This is a genomic window from Paraburkholderia atlantica, from assembly GCF_000092885.1.
In the GTDB taxonomy this organism is placed as follows: domain Bacteria; phylum Pseudomonadota; class Gammaproteobacteria; order Burkholderiales; family Burkholderiaceae; genus Paraburkholderia; species Paraburkholderia atlantica.
Genome location: NC_014120.1, coordinates 385873 through 402914 on the forward strand (window position 1 = coordinate 385873; position 17042 = coordinate 402914).

Sequence of the window (17042 nt, forward strand, 5' to 3'; positions counted from 1 at the left end):
GACATGACACTGGTATGGTTTGACGTGGTACGGCAGTTCGACTGGCAGGGCGCGCTGAGGGTCGCCCTACCTTCGGGCGTCATCAGCTCGATCGTGGCGATCGGCTGGAATTCATGCAGGGACCGCCGTGACCATCGTCGCGAACGGCGGAACGCTGCACTGGAAGTGGCGCTCTCGCTGGAGAAATACGTGCGAACCTGCCGCGCGATGATGCATCGGGCGGACTGGGCATCGAAGGACACGATTCGCACAAACAGCGGTCAGCCAGTGCATGGCGTGCAGGTGCCCGACTTCACTTATCCCACGGTCGAATGGACATTGCTGGATCACAAGATAACGTCCGTGCTGCGCGACTTCCCGGCGACCGTCCACTACGCGAGTGAACATGTGACCACGACATGGGAATTCGCACCGGTTCCGGATGTCTGCGACGAACTTGCATTCCAGTGCGCGAAGCTGGCGAAATGCGCGCTCGAATTGTCGCGCCTGACCCGAAGGAAGCATGGTGCTGCACCGTGGCATCCAGGTGCCGCAGAGGCTGATCTCGAGCGGGAGTTGGACGAATTCGTCGCCGCGCGGGAAAGCCGTCGGAAAACGATGCCCGAACAGCCGACGTCGTGGAACGCGTCCGTGAGTCCTACTTGCGATCGCGGCGCTCTCGTTTAGGTCGGCGCGTCTGTTCATTTGCGAGTTCCTAGGTGGGCCATCGAACGCGGTGCGGTATGCGTCCGAGCTGATATCAGGGTTCATCGCCGACTTATCCCGCAGACCACCGGGCAATGAAGCAACGCCGCCTGCGCGAGAACTGCGTCCGCGCGGGTTCCGCGGCTTGTCGCCCACTTGCGGCCTCGTAATAGCGCCCCATCGCGCTCATTTCGCTACCTGATTGCGTCGCGCGGTTCCCCGGATGCTGGGAATTTCTAGGTAGAAACTGCCCGGCTTGATTCAGGCCATTCACCGCGATCCAGCTGTTCTCGCGAGGCCGGTCGGCGTGCAACGGCGGTTTTACGGGCGGCGCGGCGGCGCGTCCACCGGCGCACGCCGCGCGTTCGCCGACGCGAGGATCTGCCGGATCGCGGTCAGTGACCGTTCGGCTGCTGCGCTCGGTGCGCTCCGGCGCGTTGCCCCGAAGGGCGGCGCCGTCACGCCCAGCAGCCGACACAGGGTCGACAGGTACGGTTTGGCGGGACCGTTGTAACGGCTCACCGCCGCCACGATCGCCGCATCACCGACGTGCCCGCGCAGCCACGCGAGCGTGCGGCGGTCCCGTTCATTCTGTACCCGCACTAGGTGTTCCATGACGCCTCCGAAGGATGGCTGTATATGCGCACATACTGTATATATATACAGGTTAAGGAGGATTTTCAAGAAAGGCGAAAACGGCGCCGACAGCGCATTCGATTGCTACTGGTCAACGCTCATCGCGCCGGCTCTTTGGCTCTCCGCGCAATAGATGAAGGGGTCGATAGTTGGGGCTATCCGGGCCTTCATTTGCGGACACGTCACCGTCGGGACATCAAGATCGCTCACACAACTAATTCTGTTACTACTTTTCAACCAATTTTGTTACTACCGCCCGGCGCTGCCCGTGGATGAACAGATTCCGTCCGATTGCGAGCGCCGTCTAGTCCAACCCGTGGTGGCGCCACGTCCGGTCCGCAACTGACAGCGCGTGACGGTATCGGCCGGCCGCACTGGCCGGTTTCCCGGCTTCGCTCCAGAAGCCGCGACGGGCGTTGACGCGGTCGATGAACAGTTGATAACCAGCTGCGACAGTCTCAGACACCGGCGTGGGCTTGATCACCGGCACCGTGGCCGGGTAGGGGAGCGTGACCCACCGACGTGCGGGAAGATCGTCGCGCGCGCCGCAGCCTCGCTAATGCGACCGCGGGCGTCGCGGCGAAACGATGGCTACGGGGTAATCCACATTGGCGGATCGAGTCGGTTCCGGGGTGGGCGCGGCTTGGCGATCGATGCCCGCTGATCGCGTCACCGGGTCATTGCGCCGTGGGGTGTAGGAAGCCTCGGCGGGCGTGATCCCGTAAGACGCTTGTCGTGATGCTGCTGTCGGGGCGCCGCTGGACTGCGCCGCAACTGTCGGGGCTGCGACCGGAACCGGTCACAGGCGATCACGGCCAAGGCTGTCGGCGAGTTCAGAAGCCGAGGCCGACACCGACGCCCACACCACCACCAAAGCTGCCGCCGCCGACGCCGATTCCAATACTAGTGCTCGGCGGGTAATAGCCGGGGCCATATCCGTACGCGGGATCACCGTAACCGTACGGCGGAGCGACGACGCAGCCGGCGAGACCAGCCCCTAGAGCCAATACGCCGAATAGTCTAATCATGATCTTTCCCTCCAGAAAACTAGCATGCAATATCCAGTCCAAGGGGTGGCCTCACGGACGCTGCATGAATAGAGATTAGGCTTTTATACTTAGCTCGTCTCCTCCAGCTTCCCCAAGAACTGGATTAAGCCCGCCTGGTGAGGCAGGGCTTTTTTTGGTTGACAACAGCGTCTGTCGACGCTCTGTGAATTGGGTTCGCCGCCCGCGAGTTCCGCGACGGCGAAGCTCAGGCAATCGTTCTCGCTGATGCCAAGAAGGTAAAAGCCGTGATGGAATCGAACGATGTTATTACTACAGCGCCGCGAAGGTCGCCATGCACAAGGGCATGCTCAAAAAAGGCCTGTTCGAGGTACCACTGGTTGCTCCGAGGAGTCGCGGGCTGCACTGGATCGAAGGATTTCACAAGGTGAACGCAGCTATCGAGGAGGGCATGACGGTGGTACCGATTGGCACTTCCCTTGCCCTTGCTCAGCGACTGAAGACGCTGGTCGGTGCCAGCTGACTACACGGGAGTCAGCCCTTATGATTTATCTGACTGCGACGCGACCGTCATGTGAATTGGGGTGCCGTCAATAAAGGGGTTCTTTCGTACTCCCAGGCGCTTGGGGCGTGCGCCGCGAGCGTCGCTGATCGACCCGTTGGAGACGGTCGAGCCGCCGAACTTCCAAGGGCGGGAGCCCGATGCGGAGCGGTCATTCCGTGCCGTCAATCGAGGAAAACGCTGGACCACGAAACCCCGGCTGAACGATTCCATCGAACTATTGCATCGACCGGTTGAATCCGCCTTCCCCTTGCTGCCAGGCGGATCCCCTATAACCGCGAATGTCACGTTCACTTCCAGCGGATGCGTACTCTCAACCAGTTGCAGTCGTTCGACCCCCGGCGACCACAGCGCCGGCTTACGGCGCGGTTAGTAAGGACCATTTCGAGTCGTATGCGAGTCGCGACGCCCAGCGGAGGCGGCGCACCTAGCTTGATCGCGACAGTTTGTGGAACCCCGTGCGCGGAAGCGGGGCCTCGACTGTCCGGGATGGTCACCTCGAGGTTGCACTGCGCGAGCAACCCGCTGCCTTCCGGCGTCGGCGTCACGCAGTTGACGATTTCGATCGGCGTGCCCGCAAAGGCGATCTCCGGGACGACACAATGATGCGTTCCCGCAAGCGCCGGCCAAATGTGAGTTCCGGTGACAGGGTGTTGGGATCACATTGTGATGTTCCTCCCTTCCAGAACGCGATGTATGCTCTTCGATATGTCGCGCCACCGGCCCGGTCGCGAAAAGCAAGAATCGGACCCTCAACGAGGCGAAGCAGGCGATGACGACTCTGAAAGGACCATATCCAAGGTTCGACTGTCAGGCGGAATAGCGAGAAACGGGTTTCGCACGACGTTCCAGGTCTTCATATATGGGATAGCCGGTGGAATGTGGAGTTCATACATCGCGAGAGACATCAAAAGGAGTTGTTGTGGCTCGCTGAATTTCTCTAAGTCCGCCGGCTCACCTCGCAAATGATGACAGATCGCTAGCGCGCGACCAGCTACCTCTGCTTGCGAGGCCCTGTCCAAGCGGCTGAAGGTCAGCTTAGCTGCGACAGCGTTGTTGGCCGCCTTGACTATGCGCTCGCTCCGGGCATACCACCGCCAGACCAGTATCACTACCGCTGCGATAGCTAGCACTGTGAGCGTATGCATGTCTTCTCCCCTATGCGCCCATGCTCCTTGCCCACCTCAGTTCCGAACTCAGCTTCATTACCGCTTTCCGCAATTTTCCTGTCAATCCTCGCTACATTTGACGTTGACATGGTCGTTGGCCAAGGCGAGCCTGATTTGGATTGCTTCGGTGGAACCGAGACCGCCAATCGTGACAAACACGCGATCGCCACGGAGAGTCCACGTTGGTTGCAAGTTCGGAATATTCGTCACACCGCGTGCAACCTGACTGATGCGGGCGAATTTTCGTTCGTCGACCGCGTACGGATAATCACAGGTGACAGTCGCCACAGTCGCTCCCATACTCTTTTCGTTCGCCCGGAGGTGAAGGTCCCCTATTTGATTCGGGTCAACTCGGCACTTCCACCCATCGTCGGCATGAGCAAGGTATCGTGCGCTTTGTCGTAACCGACGTTCGCTGACCCGAAGCCTGTCGCCACTTGGAGCACGCCGTTTTGGTATATCGCCGGAATCTTGTCGGTCTTTGTGCCCCCGAATAAGTGATCGGGATGCGTGTCTACAATCAAGTATCCGTCGCCATTTCTCGTGATTTCGACGGTTTCCTTCCGGTTTTGGTTCTCCCACTTGCCCACAAACTGATCACCGTCTTTCTTGCCGCAGCCGCCCAGAATTGCGACAACGCCGACTGCGAGCGAAAAAATAATTCCCCGAACCATGTGTGTTCCTTAGTGTTACCGGCGTCCGGCCGGTGCGGGACGCTTTCGCGCCCATTGTTTTCCGACGCAATCTAACTATAGGCAGGCTTGCGCCTCTTCTTCTGGAGCGTTGAAATGAGGAGGGGGCTCGCGCATCTCGACGTGCGCGCCGGTCGCAGTCGGCGTTACGTCGACAATATTACCTCCGTAGTGCCGCACGCGGTAACTGCCATTCGGTCGCGAAAATTTCTGCGAATAGGGAGCGTGTTCGGCCCAGTGCTCGTGAACGCAGTTGAAATAGTCAGCGGCGCTTTTTGTCGTCTCGGCAACGAACAAAGGCTGACGCTGCTGCACGGACTCAGGAGAAACACAGCCCGCCAATAAAGCGGTTGATGCGAGAAGAATGATTTTTCTCATGGTTTAGCGCGTTCCCGCTGGATAACAAGTTTTCCGATTGATTATTGGGCTGTGGAGTATCCAAGTACTTCGTTAACATATTTCGAGCGCCGGCCGCTCACCTGTAATTTATCGCCAACGGCTGTCCCCTCGTGTTCTGACTTGGTCACGCAAAACTCGAATCGATCAAGCGGATCGCGGACGTTGACAATCACCAAACCATAGCAGGTCCGCTTGCCCTTCCGGATGTATGTGTTCACGACGTCATACTTTGCGATGTACGATACCCCGATGACCTGATTCATCACGTTGGCGAACGCTCTTGCCCCGAACATGACCAGAACTGCCGCTGCAATCGCCCCGGTAGCCCACGCCTCGCCGATTCCCATCTGACGCTCTTGTGATGCATAGCGGGGCTTGTACCACGATCCAACCAATGCTTTCTGGACCCGCCACGCGATGCCGGACGCAGCCGGTATCCCCACCACTGCGACGCAACGCCAGTAATCCGGGCTGATCTCGGCTGGCTTACCGTTAAACGAGGCAATCCAAGCGAGTAGGATGGCCGCCGCGAAAACGAGTGATACGACTGCGTAAGCGCTGCGGCCCGTCCATTGCACTACCGAGTCGCGCGTCGGAGCCCTTTTTAGAGGGTCTCGATTTCCGTCTGCCATGCCCCGAACACTTTCAATTTTCCGATCTACCCGACGAAGAAGGTTTTAGCGGCCTGCGCGACAGCAGCCAGCGCTGCGACGGAAGCTGCCGCTGCATTGAGCTTGCTGGCGAGCTTCATTTGCTTGTCCAGCGCCTGGTCCATGTCCCAGCCGAACGTAAAATTGACCCGAGACGACGCAAGCCATAATGCTGCGGATGTGACCGCGAGGCAGGCTGTCGCAACATCGAAAGACATTCCGTAACCCTTCAGTGCTCCGTACATCGTTCCTTACTTCCCGTAGTGTTTTCCTGTGTCGCCCGCTCCACCGGCGCGAGCGCCTTCGCTGCTAACAATGGCTGTTAGGCCGCCTGGAGAATTTCGCGCGCCTCGTCGCTCATTTGAAGCAGCCCAGCATCAACCTCCGCAAGCCACCGTTCGCGCATCGAAATCGCTTCGAGCTGTGCCTGCGGGTTACGTTCGTCTTTGATGGCTGCGACCACCTTCTGCACCGTCTCAATTTCAACTTTCACCATCAGATTCCCCTGATACTTCGATTCTCGCGTTTTTTCTGATCAGCTCAAAGCGCTCGCTCAACTTGGGCCGCCCGTTCGTGCCTCTCTCGGTCGCCTGCCCGGCCGCCAAAGCAAATTGCTCCGACGCACCCGCTCGTGAACAACACTGATCCCGTTGCAATTGTGAACGTCGTGGCCTTCGGAAGGTGCAACACATCGTCGCAGAAGCACCCGATTATCCACCATGCCATGCCTACGCCACTTACAGCGGCGGCAATCTTTCCAAGATGCACATCGACCTCCAATCAACTGCTAGCAAGGCGTTTTCCGATACGCTTCTGCTAAGTGCGCTTGGCTATGCGGGATCGTTCTGAGCCGACGACTGTTCCGTCGTTGCTTTGCTAGTCGCCCTCCGCCGTGCCTTTGCCGCGACCACCGTATCGGTCGCCTTTTGTTTCCACTCAGCAACTAGTTGCGGCGCAATCCGAATGGCGTCCTTCACAACGTCAGATGCAAGAAGTTCATGCCAAGGGCTTCCATGCGTCTCATTTTCGACAAACCGCAATGGCTGCTCGTCAAGCCTAGTGAGGGCGGATGCAAACAGACGCTTTTGAAAATCCTCGTCGAGCTGTGCTGCCTCACGGCGATATCCTTCGTATGCTTTCGAAATTGATGCCTTATAAGCATAGTCCTCAGATAGTCGAAAGCGCTGGCCTATTTGCTTGGTCGAGAGCCAAGCGAACCAAACCGGAGCACCAACCGATAGTAGCGACACGGCGATTCGTGTCCAGACGATCGTCGGTGCCGTCGATGCTTGAATCGTCTCTGAAAGCTGATGCAATTGCCATCCTCCGACGACCGCTCCGACGCTCAAAGCGCCCACTAGGCCCAGCACCCACGGCCACAAAGATTTACGAAGCGCTTCGGCTCGATCGTGAAATGCGCCAGCGAGCCCGACAGCTGTCGATGCACGCATTGCGCTTTCACACTGTGCGATGATCTTTTCTGCCTCCATCGCACTCGCGGACAGTCGATTTGTTTCGGCGTCAGATTTTTCGACGATCGCGTCCATTTCCGAGCGCCGCCGCAGCGCACTGGCATGCATCTCTTTCATTTGCCGACGCGACTCGTCGAGCGCCTCTAGATCTGTCGGAAGGCGGTCGGCCGCGTCGTGAGCTCGGAGAATCTCGTCTGCCATTTTTTGAAGGCTTTCAATCTTCGGCTCGATCGCTGTGGATTGAGCCGTCAATGAGCGGACTTTGCGCTGCAGATTCCTCAGCGACCTCGTTGCATCTCGGAGATCTTCGTCATTCGGAGCCAAAATAGGACGCAGGAAGCGCTCAAGACTTTCCAGCGTGATCAGGTACGCTGGCAGCGCCGTTTGAGCGTTACCGTTGAAGATGTGCGGCACCGTCGCGGTACGCAAGTGCTGAAGCCGCGAGGAGTACTCTGCCAACTTCGATGTGAGATCAGTCGACACATCGTCCGATCCGGTCTCGCCAATCCAATCTGCGAGGTCCTGCGCGCGCGCCTTTATCTGGTCACGATCAATTGCGGCCATCCCGAACTGGTTATACGCGATACTTAAAGGCCGCTGCTCTGCGTTTGCGGCGACTGCCTGCGCTAGCGTAGCTAGTTCGTTCCTTAACTGTTCCAACGCCCGGTTCATTTTTTCCTCTTCTTCTATTGCAGCTGATGAACCATCTTCCCCGTTTTCAGATCAAGAACAGAAACGAGCGCCATTTCTAGACTCGTGACACGAGCTTTTCTTTGGCGCGGTGGTAGGTGCGGGTTTCCGAGACTTGGTCTTCGACCACGATCCCATCCGGGTCAATAACGCCGTAGGGCTCTACCTGACCCGCATGTACGCCCAAGGCCAGAATCCCGGCCTTCAGCGCGACCGTGAGTTCAAGTTCCATAGTCCCGTAGCTTGGATCTGAGTGCGATCTGCGAAGCGCGAGCGCCATCTCAAGTCCGGGATGGTCAGTGCGAATAGCGACTAGAACGTCAGAATAGTCCGCACTCAGCGCTTGTTGTGCAGTAAGGCTAGGCTTTTCCGCTTGAACACCTCGCGCGACCATCATGTGAAGGTCTTCCATGCGCGGCTGATAGTCCGAAAGCCGAACACAGTAATGCGAGTCAGCTATTTCGGATACGACATCCGACTCATCCACGCCACGGCCTTCCCAAATCGAGATCTCAGTAACGCGCTCGTCTTCGCGCTCAAAGACCAGGAACACATCTTGTTTTTCAAGCATTTTTATTTATCCTGTTTTCCGATGGGGTCGCCCACTCCGCCATCACGACCACAGTTGGAATCCTGCGATCACGAGTTGGTAGAGGCACATGATTGCAGCGACGCCCGCCAAGGCGATCGGTACGAGCACGTCGACCGCGCTTTTAGAGTAAGTGGCGGTCCCCAAAGCACATCGCAGCACGGTCCACACCGCAAAGCACCGCGCCAGATGGAAGTCGAAACGTTGACCGCCGCTGCTGCTGTAGTGATTGCCAGTGGACCACTGGAGATCAAACGTGTATCCAACCTTTCCCCGCCAAGGCGAATGCTGATCTGCTTCCACGGTCGCGACGGCGTCGGCCCGCATTGCGGGCCCGCGGTCCGCGAAACACACCGCCAGCTGCGCGTCCGGAAACTTGCCGAAATCGGTGACACAGGCAAGCGCTTGACTGTGCACGAGATGCCGCTCGAGCGCACGCTCTAGGTGGCGCTTGATCATGGCGTAGCGTCGGCCCTGGAACTCCTGGGCTAGCAGCGCACGCTCTTGGTCGGTGCCCTCATAGAACCAGTACCGCAGGAACATATAGGCGAGCACGGCCGAGAGTGCAAGCCAGATTTTCAGCGGCGTAAGATGGCCGACCTCGGCGAAACCCAGTAGCGTGCCGGTTGGCCTGAACGTCAGGTTAAACACGGTGATTGCAACGATTGCAGCCGACAGCACTACTACATTGCGCCTCAACTTATCCGGCAGATCATCCATAAGCGGTCCGCGTTCTTTTCCCAGTGCATTTACTTGCCGAAGGCCCGACGAAGGCGCGCACGAATCTGAGCGATACGTTCGTCAGGGACGAATCCGATGAACGGCAGCATCAAGCCATCAACTCGCTTTTCGGTCACGGTAACCCACTGCTGGTAGAGAGGCGGCACGGCTGCGGTTCGACCCGTCTCAATCGCTGCAAGGCAGCGGTGCATCATGTTGGATTTCATGTCATTGGGGCAGTCCGTAACGAACTTGACCTCGGTCGAGCATTGAGTCGCGCGAAGCATGGGTAATTTTCCTAGCTCTCAACGGCCGTTGCTTTTAGGGTCGTCGGTTCTGCCATCCTGGCACTGGACGATCCAACTCATTATGTCTTGCCAGCGGTCGCCACTTGTGCGAAACGTCATGAAGTAAGGGCGATGCCGACAAAGCCATGAGTAAAACAATGGCTTAGCTGCCGAAGACCGCTTGTCACCGGACCAGTCTCGCCAGGCCCGCTGAACTTCCGCTTTGGCGACTTCCTTCAGTATTCGCTTCTTCGGTTTAACGTTGTAGCAGTCGTTCCACGCCGCTAAAGGGTCATCGCTACCGCTGTCGGTCATGCAGCCCGGACTGGGCAGTTGCACCGACATACATCCTGACGGCGATTCACGGACTGCCGCACACCACGAGCAATACCGCTTTCCGTCATGAGCAACGACGGAATCCGCCCCTTCAGGCCGAGGCCCATCGAGTCGTCCGCAGGAAGCGCAGCGTAGCGTGTCTGTCATGGAACGTTTTCCTATCGCGGTGCCTTCGCATCGTTCGCTCGCCTTTCCTGCACCGCCTGGTCCCACGTTTTCGCGTAGGCGACAGCCCATTTTGCGAGTACTTCAGCCAGTTGCCGCTTGTCCGTCATCGAGTCCGCCTCGTCGGCCAACAGGCCAGCCAGAAAATACGGACTTTCGATGGTCGGGCCTCCGTCATCAATCTCTGGCTGGACCATCTCCGTCATGCATTTCGCTTTACTCATTTCAACCTTTTGGGAAGGCGCGCTAGCGGCGCGCTGTTTTCCAGTGCCGCTCGTGGCGGCGAATTTTACTATGGGAAGGCGTTAGTGACGACGGACCGCGCTCACCTTCTCGTTCTCGTCTTTGTTGATGATGTCGTAGATCAGTACCGACCGCCCCTGATGCACAATCGTCCGTGAACACACCATCACGTCTTCCGCAGGCAACCAGAGCGCACTGTCGACGTTATCTCCCGCCAATACTTCATAGACGGCTCCCGACTGCATGATCAGGTACGTGCCGTCGTCATCTTTGCTTTGCAACGTGTCTTCGTCACACGAATCCGCACGAGCCGAAACGCATAAGGAAGTAAGGAAACACGAGACAGCTACGGACAGCAGGCGAGTCAACTTGTTCTCCGCGCGACGACGCATTTTCGCGTTTTCCTAATCGTTTGCGTCTGCACCGCCCGCAAGCTGGCGCGCAATCTCTTGAAGCTGGGGAACACGCAACGCAGCCGACGCTTGTACGATGTCGATGTTCCGGCCGACTAAGGCCTGAAGCTTCGATGCAACCACGCCGCGAACACGCTTCCCGTAGCGATAGCGGATTGGGTCTCCGTCGTACGCCGCGTTAGCTTCCGCCGCGATACGACCAACGTTGACCTCTCCACCGCCTTTGTTTCGGTCTCGTTGCGCATCGTTATTCCAGTGATTGATGCATCGCTCTACCGATGCCGCACGCGACTCAGCAGTAGCTTCGTCAATCACTTGTTGGGCGACAGCTCTGTCAATTTCTGGAACTAGCGAGGCGATGTGTTCAACGTTTAGAAAGTGGCTTTCGACGTCGGTGCCGGTAGTCAGGAACACTTCCATCCCGGCTTCAGTCAAGTTTCGCGAATATGTTTCGGCCTTTTCGTTAGTCAGGTAGTCCCGGTCTCGATGTACCAAAACCACCGTACCAGGCGCGTGATCGCGGATAAAGCTCGCTAAGACTTTGGCCGACTGGACGTTACTGCAGCCGGCATACGACCAGACTTGACATACATCGTCTCCCAAATCTGACGCCTGTAGCAGAATTCGAAGGCCCTCTTGCTTGGAGTCCTCAGTCAACACTATGAGAGGCGTTCTTCCATTACGAAGGCGATCTCCAGCGTCAAGCGCTCCGAGGCCCAGTAGAAACGACACTCGATCCGTATTGTCTGCATGAATACTGCCTTCGGAAAACCAGTGGACCGTTGCTCCTAGGTCAGAAAACTCGTCAAGAAAATGGCGCGAGTGTGTAGAAATCAACACCTGGAGGTCCGACGACTGGGTAATTGAGTCGAGCAGACGGGCCATACGACGTTGATTGTCCGGATGCAAATGCGAGTCTGGCTCGTCAAGGATGAGAAGCTTTGGCTTGTAGACACCTATGTACGCGAGCGTCTGTATCGCTTGGAGAACACCAGTACCGCAAGAGTCGATCGGCAGATTGCTGTCCGCTTTGACTGCCTGCGCCGAAATGAATTCGTCGACGGCAGCATCAAATGATACATCAATGTTAAGGCCGCCAAAAATCGACTCGAGGCGAGCATTAAATGTTTGCCAAGCAGCCGCATCTTGTTTCAAAAGCCAGAGCACATTTCGAAATACGCTATTGGAATCCCCTTTTGCTGCTGCTCGCTGCACTATCCCCGGTGATCGAAACTCTTCGAACGCAGGAATACCTGCCAACCCGGGCGCGACTACGCTGAATGGCCGCTCCATTGATTCAAGCCGCTTGCCGAGAGCGCTGCCTTGGATACTGACCGCGATGTTCTTGTTTTTCCCTCGTCTCACCTGGATGGTCGCAGAACCGATATCGCTTGTCGTCAGCGCTACCGAAATAGCTTGGTTCGCGTCCTGCCGGAGATTCCCTCCTGCTGCTAGTGCATGGACGTCGCGAAGCGGCGTATACACAAGCTGCTGCGCAGCAAGGCTGCCCGATAGGTCTTCGCCGTTCCATATCGCAACGTTGTCTAGGCGCAGGCTCTGAGCGACGGAAACTCCGAACTGAATAGCATGGAGAAAGCTGCTTTTGCCGGCATTGTTGGGGCCAACAAGAAGCGTTACGCGCCCGAGCGGGACCGTAGCATCAGAGATGGACTTGAATCGCTGAACCCTCGCGCTTTGCAGCATAAAACCCCTTCGAATTTAATTGATTGTTATCGCCCAGATCCGCGTGGCTCGTCGGCATTGGGTCAGCAGAAGTCGAGCGCTATCGCAGATGCCGCCAACCCTATCAGCCTACGTGTCCTGCAGTTTTCAAGGTATCCGTTTGTTTTCCGATGCTATGCCGTAGTCCGTTCGGCGGTGCGTTCAACAGGCCAGCGAACGAAGGCAAAAATCCAGTACATGACCAGATTGACAGGCGGCACCAGCAGCAGCAAACAGAGCCAGCCCGAAAAGCCCGCCTTGCGCAGAATCCGCGCAGCCGGGACAAGGTAGATGATTGGCAGGAGCACCAAGATCGTCCAGTGCCAGATGCTGAAGTTAGTCATGTTGCTTTCCTATATGCCCAACGCGTGCTTCAAAGCGTAGCCTGCAAGCGCCTTGATCGCGTCGAACGTGAGTTCAATGCCTTTGGTCTTGGCGGTCTGCTGAATTGATTCCCAGATCGTGGTGGATCGCATGGTATCCAGTAGATCGTGGCCGGCCATTGTGAGGCGCGGCCCGGACCTGCCGTATGCAAAGCGACCGTCCGCACCACGAAGGACCTGAAGCCCATCAACATAGCCACTGTCGATGAGCAACTCCAGGTGTCCCGCAAGCCGCTCCTCGACGGACCGGTGTTCTTTGGCGAGTTGATCGTAGGCTTCCCACGTCAAGTCATCTGTCCATTTCGGCGCGTCTGGAAAGTCCGCGAGCACGTCATGGCCTGATTCTACGTCGGTCAGCTGCTTGCGCAGCAAGTCCCAATCTCTCTTCATATTCCGCTCATGTTTTCCGCTTCGCTTGTTCGTTACCGCCATTTATGCGATATATCATGTTGTCAACGTCTGCTTGCGCTTGCTTCAAGTGCTCCACAGGCCTTGCGGCCCTTCTGAGTTGCCGCATTTGCTCTCTGCAATCGCCATCTGAATCTGTTCGTTCGCGGCACGAGCGGCCGACAACTGCGACTCTTTAGCGTCGTCCGACGCTTGATGCTGGCTGCAACCATATGCGATCGCCACAACGAGCGCAACGATGTATGCGGCGGTTCTCATTGTTCCCGTTTGCCTAGACGACGCGCACGTTGTTTGGAACAGCGTGTCCGCTGCCGTCCCACACCACTGGCTGCTCACCCATGCTTGGGTTTCCTGGCACGATCGGCATCTTTCTCACTGTGCCACCGAGGCGCGCAACGATTTCCACTGCTTTGCTAATAGTTTCCATATCGACCCGTGAATCCGGGTGTCCTGTTGGACGACCAAAGATCGCCGCAGCAGCCGGGTAGATAGCCCTAAGCGCGATCTCATGAATCTTGCAGTCGTCGGCATAACGATGCTGATCCGGGAGAGATTCGGCCGCTGGCTGAATGCTCCGAGCTTGATACTCCGCTAAGGGTAACGTGATGCCGTTACCTGTGGCGTCTGCGCATTGGATCTCGTGGATCGTTCCGTTGGCCAGCGTGTGGGCGTAGATGCCTCGGTAGCTTGATTTCATGATCTTCTTTTCGTTTTCCTGTTTCGCGCACGCGAAAATTGCCGCGCTATTTTCCGATGTCAGTTGAGCCGCTTGCCGCATTCAGGCTGACCGACCTCGCGGACTTCCAGAGCTACCGTGCCATGCTGGTACGCGCAGGCAAACAGAGCCGGTGCCTCGGGCTTTTCTTCGTGCGCGAGCTTCGCGACCCGCTCGAAGGCGTCATCGAGATTTGCAGCCGTGGCGAGTTGTCCCCTGGCGTTCAACCGGGCCGCATTGTGCAGCGGGAAATCGCCAGTGGCGTTCCACTTCACGGTTCGACCATCGAGCGATACCAGTTGCGAAGCCGAACTATCTGCGTCCGTCGCAACGTAGCGGCCAGCTTGCGCGTGCGCCGCGCTGCTGACTTTCGGCACCGCCGCGATTTTGTCTGCGGTCGCCTGAACTTGCGATACAAGCTCAGCCATCTTTTCGGGCTTGGCAATCGGGACTTGCGCATTCGCCAAACCGATATCAACGATGGTCGGCGCACAAACGATGACGGCATGTAGTTTCATGTGTTTTCCTGTTTTCCTAGCCGTTATGGATACGTGTTCGCGGTCCACACGAGCAGCGGTCGATACTTGTAGGCCGCCATGTGAAACTCGTATTGCTCAAAACCGATGGTCGTGGCGATCGCACACTTCGGACAGTGAAAGTCCAAAACGAAGCGCTCTGGATCTCCGTCGCAAAATGCTTTGCTCACGTCGTCAAAAGCGCCGACAAACTTGCTGTGAAGCTTTGACACACGGACGCCTTGCCAGCGATGGGCGCTCGCCGCTCCCAACGCTGCTGTACTGAACGTAACCCCGTAGGCACACTGCGCGCACTCGTACCGGTTTGGAAACGTCAACCATCCCGCGCCGTCGGTCCCGCTGAAACTGGATGCCGCGGTCCGTTGCTGAACTGACATTGCGTTCTCCGATTTTCCTAGCTCTTGCACTGAATGGTCATCGACCGGCTGTTGGCGCTCGATCCAAAAAGCCCGCCAGCACCCGCGCCGACAGTCGAATTTTGGTCGCTGCTGCGTGAGACGACCGCGTATCCGCGCGTTCCGCAGATATTGCCAGCCTTCGATTCACACTCGCCCCAAGACAGCGCCGCGCCCGAGCAATTCAACGTATATGCAGGTCGCCCATCGGGACCGTAGTTTCTGTCGCCGTCGCGCAAGCTGCCAGCAGGATAGTGGCGCTAAAAACCGGCACTGTCTTCATGTCGCTCTCCTAAGACGGCTTGCCGTCGTTTTAGAAATTCTTAGCTGGCCTCAGCCCAAGATTCAATCCAAAAACGGACGCCGCCAGATAAGCTTCGCGCGCCGGGACGAAACGTCTTGACGTATCGCTTGCCCTCGTATTCGACCGTGGTCTTGCTTCCTGCTCTCGGGTACTTCTCGTCCAAAGCCAACTCCACCTCGTCGTGCGGTGTCAGCGGTATCAGGCGATCCCGCTTCAGCGCTCGTTCGACCCTGTACGCATGCTCCCTCGCTTCGGCCACCTCGGTTCGATGCTTGTTCGGGTTGTTTCCGTCGTAATCGTCCAGGCGGCGCTCCGCGTTTGCCACGGCAGCACGTGCCCTTTCCAAGTCGTCAACGGTGTACATGTCGTTTTCCGATTTTCCCTATTCTGCAAAGACTTCCTGCAAGGTTCGCAGGGTGTCCAACAACGTCTTATCGGCCACTGTGCCCTCTTTCTTGACCAGGCGCACCTTGTCTACTGCGCGAATCTGATCCAGAAGGATCAAGCCCTGTTTGCGCTTGAACGTCACGGGAATCCGAAACGGCGCAGGACGCCCCTTGGAAGTCATCGGCGCGACGACGACTGTGCGCAAGTGGTCGTGCATTTCGGGGGGCGAAACGACGACACAGGGACGCGTCTTTTGAATCTCGCTACCAAGAGTCGGATCGAGCGCGACCAACCAGACTTCCCCGCGCATCACCATGCAAGCTCCGCGTCATCGGCATTCGAAAACTCGCCCATGACCAATGCATCGTCGCCACTCTCGGCCACAGCCTTGCTCGCTTCCGCCCAACCCTCACGGGGTTTGTGCTTCGGACGGCGCAGAACAATCGCGTCGTTCTCGACTTCCATCTCCACTTCACTCTCCAGTCCGAGTTGCGCAAGGACCGGCTTGGGAATTAGCACGCCCTGCGAGTTCCCCATTCTGCGAATCGTCGTCTTCATGAAACCTCCAAAGTAAGAACAATGTTACACCATATCGGGGAGGAAGTAAAGACAATGTTATTACGCGTGGCGTCGCCTGCCTCGCCCGTCGCACCGGGTCGGATGACTCTCATAACACCTCGCAAAACATCTGTCGCAGCCTCTTATCGGACACGGCCAGATAGGGCAAAACGTGGTCGAGTTCCGCATGACCGAGAAGCTGCTGCACCGTCTCAATGTCGTGCCCCTGCGCAATAAGGTTGCTGGCAAACGAGCGCCGCCCAGAATGGGATGATCCACCGCGTATCCCCGCATCCCTGTAGAGCTTTGTGACGTGGGATTGGAGGCTGTCACACGCAAAGTAATCAACGTGCTCCCCGGCTTCGTTGATGCGTCGCTTGGTATTCATCGCAAACTTGCGGCCCTTGCCAGCAAGGACCAGGCAAGTTGACGGCGAGAGTCCGCGATAACGCTCTGCGGTTAGCTCGGTCCCGATGCCGCATGCGATGCGATGGTTCAGATAGCATTCCAACGCCGAAACCGTTTTCGGATGCGTGAGATAGATGCATCGCTGCCGACAGCCCTTCGTTATTGCGGCCCGAAGATTCACCTCTGAACGGATCGCGCCCGAAGGGAACAGCACGTCTTGAACCTCGACTTGAGCTATTTCACTGACACGCATTCCGCACGTAATGCCAAGCAGAAGAACGAGGCAATCGCGCTCAGGATGTCGCGATGTTGCTGATGTGACGGCGAGTAGATGCCGGATTTGAGCCGGTCGAAGTGTTGCAGCTTGTGCCATGCGCCCCTCTGAATGGGATCGGTTAGTGACGTATTCAGAGAGAGCTTTGGCGAGGGTCTTTTTCAAGCGTATCACGGCTTGTTTATTCGATTCCTCGGAAAAACCGGCGGGCTTCGATGCTCCGCAACCGGCATCGCAC

The 17042-nt window shown here is 57.5% G+C and carries 26 protein-coding genes; 2 read left to right on the forward strand and 24 right to left on the reverse strand.

Annotated elements, in window-relative coordinates; translation table 11 throughout:
- Window positions 1–3 precede the first annotated feature (3 nt).
- The gene (locus BC1002_RS34965; protein WP_013094659.1) at window positions 4–666 is read left to right on the forward strand and encodes a hypothetical protein; all 663 of its coding nucleotides are present in this window, start codon (window positions 4–6) and stop codon (window positions 664–666) included.
- Window positions 667–1005: 339 nt separating this feature from the next.
- Here BC1002_RS34965 and BC1002_RS34970 read toward each other — a convergent pair whose 3' ends face one another.
- Both BC1002_RS34970 and BC1002_RS37375 read right to left on the reverse strand, forming a co-directional pair.
- The gene (locus BC1002_RS34970; protein ID WP_013094660.1) at window positions 1006–1299 is read right to left on the reverse strand and encodes a CppA family protein; all 294 of its coding nucleotides are present in this window, start codon (window positions 1297–1299) and stop codon (window positions 1006–1008) included.
- 854 nt (window positions 1300–2153) lie between these two features.
- Entirely contained in the window at window positions 2154–2348 is a 195-nt protein-coding gene (locus BC1002_RS37375; protein ID WP_013094602.1) for a hypothetical protein, read from the reverse strand.
- A gap of 313 nt (window positions 2349–2661) precedes the next feature.
- Between BC1002_RS37375 and BC1002_RS34975 the strand changes: the two genes are divergently transcribed.
- Entirely contained in the window at window positions 2662–2850 is a 189-nt protein-coding gene (locus BC1002_RS34975; protein ID WP_013094661.1) for a hypothetical protein, read from the forward strand.
- A gap of 1268 nt (window positions 2851–4118) precedes the next feature.
- Here BC1002_RS34975 and BC1002_RS34980 read toward each other — a convergent pair.
- The 22 genes from BC1002_RS34980 to BC1002_RS35085 all read right to left on the reverse strand — a co-directional run bounded on the left by BC1002_RS34980 (window position 4119) and on the right by BC1002_RS35085 (window position 16903).
- Window positions 4119–4358: a hypothetical protein gene (locus BC1002_RS34980; RefSeq protein WP_041736306.1), complete on the reverse strand. Its 240-nt coding sequence runs from the start codon at window positions 4356–4358 to the stop codon at window positions 4119–4121.
- Window positions 4359–4390: 32 nt separating this feature from the next.
- On the reverse strand, window positions 4391–4732 hold the full coding sequence (locus tag BC1002_RS34985; protein ID WP_013094664.1) for a DUF3876 domain-containing protein: 342 nt from the start codon (window positions 4730–4732) through the stop codon (window positions 4391–4393).
- A gap of 75 nt (window positions 4733–4807) precedes the next feature.
- Window positions 4808–5128: a hypothetical protein gene (locus BC1002_RS38235; RefSeq protein WP_157874886.1), complete on the reverse strand. Its 321-nt coding sequence runs from the start codon at window positions 5126–5128 to the stop codon at window positions 4808–4810.
- A 41-nt stretch (window positions 5129–5169) separates the two neighbouring features.
- A complete protein-coding gene (locus BC1002_RS38240) occupies window positions 5170–5496 on the reverse strand; it encodes a hypothetical protein (protein WP_157874887.1) in 327 nt (108 codons plus the stop codon).
- A 311-nt stretch (window positions 5497–5807) separates the two neighbouring features.
- Window positions 5808–6017 (reverse strand): hypothetical protein, encoded by a 210-nt coding sequence (locus tag BC1002_RS34995; RefSeq protein WP_157874888.1) that lies wholly within the window; start codon window positions 6015–6017, stop codon window positions 5808–5810.
- A 104-nt stretch (window positions 6018–6121) separates the two neighbouring features.
- Window positions 6122–6295, reverse strand: a complete 174-nt coding sequence (locus tag BC1002_RS38245; protein WP_013094668.1) for a hypothetical protein — start codon at window positions 6293–6295, stop codon at window positions 6122–6124.
- 334 nt (window positions 6296–6629) lie between these two features.
- The gene (locus tag BC1002_RS37390; RefSeq protein WP_013094669.1) at window positions 6630–7943 is read right to left on the reverse strand and encodes an MlaD/PqiB family protein; all 1314 of its coding nucleotides are present in this window, start codon (window positions 7941–7943) and stop codon (window positions 6630–6632) included.
- Between the two features lie 76 nt (window positions 7944–8019).
- Window positions 8020–8532, reverse strand: a complete 513-nt coding sequence (locus BC1002_RS35005; protein WP_013094670.1) for a hypothetical protein — start codon at window positions 8530–8532, stop codon at window positions 8020–8022.
- A gap of 42 nt (window positions 8533–8574) precedes the next feature.
- Complete coding sequence (locus BC1002_RS35010) at window positions 8575–9270, reverse strand: purine nucleoside phosphorylase YfiH/LACC1 family protein (RefSeq protein WP_013094671.1); 696 nt, start codon at window positions 9268–9270, stop codon at window positions 8575–8577.
- Between the two features lie 29 nt (window positions 9271–9299).
- Window positions 9300–9557 (reverse strand): hypothetical protein, encoded by a 258-nt coding sequence (locus BC1002_RS35015; protein WP_013094672.1) that lies wholly within the window; start codon window positions 9555–9557, stop codon window positions 9300–9302.
- A 494-nt stretch (window positions 9558–10051) separates the two neighbouring features.
- A complete protein-coding gene (locus tag BC1002_RS35020; protein ID WP_013094673.1) occupies window positions 10052–10282 on the reverse strand; it encodes a hypothetical protein in 231 nt (76 codons plus the stop codon).
- Window positions 10283–10363: 81 nt separating this feature from the next.
- A complete protein-coding gene (locus BC1002_RS35025) occupies window positions 10364–10582 on the reverse strand; it encodes a hypothetical protein (protein ID WP_184144030.1) in 219 nt (72 codons plus the stop codon).
- A 123-nt stretch (window positions 10583–10705) separates the two neighbouring features.
- Entirely contained in the window at window positions 10706–12418 is a 1713-nt protein-coding gene (locus tag BC1002_RS35030; protein ID WP_013094675.1) for an AAA family ATPase, read from the reverse strand.
- A 152-nt stretch (window positions 12419–12570) separates the two neighbouring features.
- A complete protein-coding gene (locus tag BC1002_RS35035) occupies window positions 12571–12780 on the reverse strand; it encodes a Sec-independent protein translocase family protein (RefSeq protein ID WP_013094676.1) in 210 nt (69 codons plus the stop codon).
- A 9-nt stretch (window positions 12781–12789) separates the two neighbouring features.
- Window positions 12790–13209, reverse strand: a complete 420-nt coding sequence (locus BC1002_RS35040; RefSeq protein WP_013094677.1) for a DUF2513 domain-containing protein — start codon at window positions 13207–13209, stop codon at window positions 12790–12792.
- Window positions 13210–13498: 289 nt separating this feature from the next.
- Window positions 13499–14005: a hypothetical protein gene (locus BC1002_RS35050; protein ID WP_013094679.1), complete on the reverse strand. Its 507-nt coding sequence runs from the start codon at window positions 14003–14005 to the stop codon at window positions 13499–13501.
- A complete protein-coding gene (locus BC1002_RS35055) occupies window positions 13984–14460 on the reverse strand; it encodes a hypothetical protein (protein WP_013094680.1) in 477 nt (158 codons plus the stop codon). The genes BC1002_RS35050 and BC1002_RS35055 overlap by 22 nt, the downstream gene beginning before the upstream one ends.
- A 23-nt stretch (window positions 14461–14483) precedes the next feature.
- On the reverse strand, window positions 14484–14855 hold the full coding sequence (locus tag BC1002_RS35060; RefSeq protein WP_013094681.1) for a hypothetical protein: 372 nt from the start codon (window positions 14853–14855) through the stop codon (window positions 14484–14486).
- Between the two features lie 341 nt (window positions 14856–15196).
- Window positions 15197–15541: a hypothetical protein gene (locus BC1002_RS35070; protein ID WP_013094682.1), complete on the reverse strand. Its 345-nt coding sequence runs from the start codon at window positions 15539–15541 to the stop codon at window positions 15197–15199.
- An 18-nt stretch (window positions 15542–15559) separates the two neighbouring features.
- Window positions 15560–15880, reverse strand: coding sequence for a type II toxin-antitoxin system PemK/MazF family toxin (locus BC1002_RS35075; protein ID WP_013094683.1), 321 nt, complete (start codon window positions 15878–15880; stop codon window positions 15560–15562).
- Complete coding sequence (locus BC1002_RS35080) at window positions 15874–16122, reverse strand: AbrB/MazE/SpoVT family DNA-binding domain-containing protein (RefSeq protein WP_013094684.1); 249 nt, start codon at window positions 16120–16122, stop codon at window positions 15874–15876. The genes BC1002_RS35075 and BC1002_RS35080 overlap by 7 nt, the downstream gene beginning before the upstream one ends.
- 109 nt (window positions 16123–16231) lie before the next feature.
- Window positions 16232–16903, reverse strand: coding sequence for a tyrosine-type recombinase/integrase (locus BC1002_RS35085; RefSeq protein ID WP_013094685.1), 672 nt, complete (start codon window positions 16901–16903; stop codon window positions 16232–16234).
- Between the last annotated feature and the right edge of the window lie 139 nt (window positions 16904–17042).